The 3,848-nt window shown below is 64.8% G+C and carries 3 protein-coding genes and 2 tRNA genes; 3 read left to right on the top strand and 2 right to left on the bottom strand.

From position 1 onward, the window contains the following. Positions 1–246 precede the first annotated feature (246 nt). Positions 247–320, bottom strand: a tRNA-Gly gene (locus KHC24_RS06810). A gap of 33 nt (positions 321–353) precedes the next feature. Then, positions 354–438, bottom strand: a tRNA-Tyr gene (locus KHC24_RS06805). A 217-nt stretch (positions 439–655) separates the two neighbouring features. On the opposite strand from KHC24_RS06805, the gene rlmB reads away from it, so the two are divergent. The 3 genes from rlmB to KHC24_RS25005 form a co-directional block, all read left to right on the top strand. Further along, the gene (gene rlmB, locus KHC24_RS06800) at positions 656–1,486 is read left to right on the top strand and encodes a 23S rRNA (guanosine(2251)-2'-O)-methyltransferase RlmB (protein WP_213361468.1); all 831 of its coding nucleotides are present in this window, start codon (positions 656–658) and stop codon (positions 1,484–1,486) included. Between the two features lie 616 nt (positions 1,487–2,102). Then, a complete protein-coding gene (locus tag KHC24_RS06795; protein WP_213361453.1) occupies positions 2,103–2,759 on the top strand; it encodes a hypothetical protein in 657 nt (218 codons plus the stop codon). Between the two features lie 520 nt (positions 2,760–3,279). Then, a partial coding sequence (locus KHC24_RS25005; protein WP_246546298.1) for an MFS transporter occupies positions 3,280–3,848 on the top strand: 569 nt, incomplete at its 3' end.

The following is a 3,848-nucleotide window of genomic DNA, read 5'->3' as shown; positions in this document are numbered from 1 at the left end:
CGATCGTACCAATGTTGCAGTGAGGCTTCGAACGGTTGAACTTCTCTTTGGCCATTGCTCGCTTCCTTCAGCGACATTCCCGGTCGCAAAATCGGGGCGTGGGATAGGCGGTTTCCGACCCTTTCGCAAGACGCGCGTTCCAAACGGCGCGAGTCGGTCGCAGGGACGCCAAGCCATGCCGGGCTTGGCCGGCATGAAAGGTGGGCCGTAACCGCGATCGGTGACAGGTTCATGAAAACTGGGGATTGGAGCGGGTGAAGGGAATCGAACCCTCGTCATCAGCTTGGAAGGCTGTTGCTCTACCATTGAGCTACACCCGCGCTCGCGTCTTCGTACGCCGGCTACGGGCGACGTGGTGGGGGAGGTAGGACTCGAACCTACGAAGGCGTAGCCAGCGGATTTACAGTCCGCCCCCTTTGCCGCTCGGGACACTCCCCCTTGCACGTCGGTCGCGGCCGGAACGCTTGAAAAACGGCGTCTCCGGTCTTTCGACCCCGGTCTCTCGACCATCGAACCGGTGCGAAGCCGCGTCGGTTCGTGCGGCGCGCTTTATGGTGAGGTGCCCGCCCCCTGTCAACCCCGCCGGGAGGGCTTACCCTCGTCGGGCATGTGGATGAAATTGCAATGCGCTGCGCGCCGTGACATGAACCGGAGCATGAGCGAACGTAACCGCCCACCATCCAAAGGCCAGCCCTTCCATACCCGCGGCGGCGCCCGCGGCGGCGCGTCGCGTGGCGAGCGTCCCGCCGGCCGGCCGTTCGGCGCCTGGCCGGACGATGTCGCCATCCTCTATGGCTGGCATAGCGTCAGCGAGGCGCTGCGCAATCCGCAGCGGCGCATCCGCCGCCTGCTCGCCACCGAGAATGCGATACGCCGCCTCACCGACGAGAAGGTGCCGCTGAAGCTGGAGCCCAAGCTGGTCCGCCCCGGCGAGATCGACCGCCTGCTCGAGGCGGACGCGGTGCATCAGGGCCTGTTCGCCGAGGCCGATCCCCTGCCCTCGCCCAGCCTCGCGCAGGCGGCGGAAAGCGACCTCATCCTGGTGCTCGACCAGATCACCGATCCGCACAATGTCGGCGCCATCGTGCGGTCGGCGGCGGCCTTGAGCGTCGGCGCCATCGTCACCACCGCCCGCCACAGCCCGGCCGCCACCGGCGTGCTGGCGAAAAGCGCCTCGGGCGGGCTGGAGCATGTGCCGTTCTGCTTCGTGCCCAATCTCGCCCGTGCGCTCGACGAGCTGAAGGACCGCGGCGTGCTCGTCGTCGGCCTGGACAGCGAGGGCGCCGCCGACCTCGCCGATACCAAGCTGCGCGCGCCGCTGGCGCTGGTGCTGGGGGCGGAAGGCAAGGGCCTGCGCCAGCTCACCCGCCAGACCTGCGACGTGCTGGCGCGAATCGACCTGCCCGGCGCCATCGTCAGCCTGAACGTGTCGAACGCCGCGGTGCTGGCGCTGCACATGGCGCGGCGCGCCATCTCGCGCCCCTGATCCTCCCGACCGGGCGCAAGAACACCCCCGAGACGAGCGCGGCGCCCTAGGGCGCTGCTCTCTACGCCAGATGCCGCGCCGATCCGCCCGGCCCACCCGTCCCTACGAAATCGGCGCCGGCGGCCCCCGGCCGGCACTCCCTTCGCAGCCCTCCCCCTTGGCGCCTGCCCGCACTCCCCATGCTGGGCGAGAGGCTGCCATCCCGGCGGGGCGCTGCGATACGCGGCCGGATCGATCGTTCACCTCCACGACACCACAGCCAGCTTCCCGCTCCTCGCCGCAGGAGCCCGGTGACGCGTCGTGACACGCGCCCACGTACACACTTTAAAGTTGCGCAAACATTATAGACAACCTTAACGATACGTGATGGACTGATCCTCTACGTCATGTGAAGCGACGAACACATCGATTCACCCAAGGTTGTGCGCAACGAGCCTCTCCCATTCAAAGAGGCGCGGACGGGTCGGCTCGGCTTATCGAGCAATAATTACGTCAATTCTGGAAATTTAGATTCGAAACACACAAACCATGAGATTTCGGTATGAATATAAAGTCATTCAGTATCGATCATCTTCTGTTTATAAATCTTGATCATAGAACAGATCGTCTTGCGAATATGCAGCATGTCCTGGCGCCCTGCCGCTGGCCGGCCGAGCGGATTTCGGCGGTGCGTCTGCTCTCGCCGGACCAGGCCGGCGGCGAGCGGGCACACTCGCTGAACGTGCTCAGCATCTGGAAGTCGCATCGGAAGGCGCTGGCGCATGGGTTCGATCAGCTCGCCGAGGGCGGGCTCATCGTGCTTGAGGACGATATCAAGATCCGCAAGGGCTTCTTCGGCGAAACCCTCGCGCTGCCGGCCTCGCTTCCCGATGATTGGGAAATCATCCTGTACAATGCCCGGTTCAGGAAACACTCCGTCGTCAGCAACGGCGTCAGGCAGAAGCAGCCTTGGGAAAGAAACGCCTTTCGCAGCGCTCCCGCCTATCTGCCGCAGATCAAGAAGACCTACATCTGCAACGGCGCGCATTTCTGCGTGTTCCGCGACAAGGCGACCATCGCCAGGGTCATCGAGACCATGGATGCGGTTCCGCAGAAATATCACATCGACTCATTCTACGGTCATGCCTTCCAGACCTATGCGCTGTACTCGCACTCGATCGGCTTCGTGGATTTCGAATCGGATAACCGCAGGCCGGTGAGCGGCGCTCTCGACGCCGGCCACGACCGGCGCGAAAGCGGCGCCGGCTCCCTGCCGCAGCAGCAGTCCCTGTAGGCAAAACGCCGGCCTCGCCCCCGCTGCCGCTGGGCGGCTTCCAGGGCGAATCACCGTGCCGGTCGCCGCACATCTCCGCCGCACATCTTCGTCAAACCTCTTCGCCGCGCCGGCCCCCTGCCGGCGCGGCGCGGGTTTTCGTGCGTCTTCGGCATCGTGAAAAGTCGAAAAGCCGCCCGCCCGGCGTGCCGGATGCATTCGACGAGGGTGCAACCGTCGATTTACGACCAATTGCCAATCGTCAACATCGAGCGAATTCGTCAGACTTTTCCCTAAGGCATGTCGAATGCCAGTAATTCGATGTGCAACGAAGCCGGACACCGTACCGCCGCGCCAGATGGCGGACTGTTCCGGGAGGACAACGATCCGAGCGACGGGCGTTCGCCACGAACCCCCAAGCCTCGACAGCACTCATCGGGCGCGCATGTCGCGCGCCGCGCATTTTGACGCGCGTCATCGCCGCGGGGCATGGCGCACGTCTGGTGCGGATAATGTCTTACTTTGGGGAAGGATAAAGACCATGAGCGTCACCACCGCCGGTCCCGTCGTCTCGACGGCGCCCATGACGCGCGAGGAGAAGAAGGTCATCTTCGCCTCTTCGCTCGGCACCGTCTTCGAATGGTATGATTTTTATCTCTACGGCTCGCTCTCGGCCATCATCGCCGCGCAGTTCTTCTCGGGCGTCAACCCGACCGCCGCCTTCATCTTCGCGCTGATGGCGTTTGCCGCGGGCTTCGCGGTCCGTCCGTTCGGCGCGCTGGTGTTCGGCCGCCTCGGCGATCTTGTCGGGCGCAAATACACCTTCCTCATCACCATTCTGCTGATGGGCGCCTCGACCTTCGTCGTCGGCATCCTGCCGAACTACGCGACCTGGGGCATGGCGGCACCGGTCATCCTCATCGTCTTGCGGCTGTTCCAGGGCCTGGCGCTCGGCGGCGAATATGGCGGCGCCGCGACCTACGTGGCGGAGCACGCCCCGCATGGCCGGCGCGGCTTCTACACCTCATGGATTCAGACCACGGCGACGCTGGGCCTGTTCCTGTCGCTGCTGGTGATTCTCGGCACCCGCACCTGGCTCGGCGAGGCGGA

The sequence above is a fragment of the Ancylobacter defluvii genome, assembly GCF_018390605.1.
Classification (GTDB): Bacteria; Pseudomonadota; Alphaproteobacteria; order Rhizobiales; family Xanthobacteraceae; genus Ancylobacter; species Ancylobacter defluvii.
This window is presented reverse-complemented; position numbering and strand designations above follow the sequence as displayed.

Bases quoted from the DNA above. Each gene is read 5' to 3' on its own strand.
- rlmB (WP_213361468.1), top strand. From the start codon at position 656: ATGAGCGAACGTAACCGCCCACCATCCAAAGGCCAGCCCTTCCATACC.
- KHC24_RS06795 (WP_213361453.1), top strand. From the start codon at position 2,103: ATGCAGCATGTCCTGGCGCCCTGCCGCTGGCCGGCCGAGCGGATTTCG.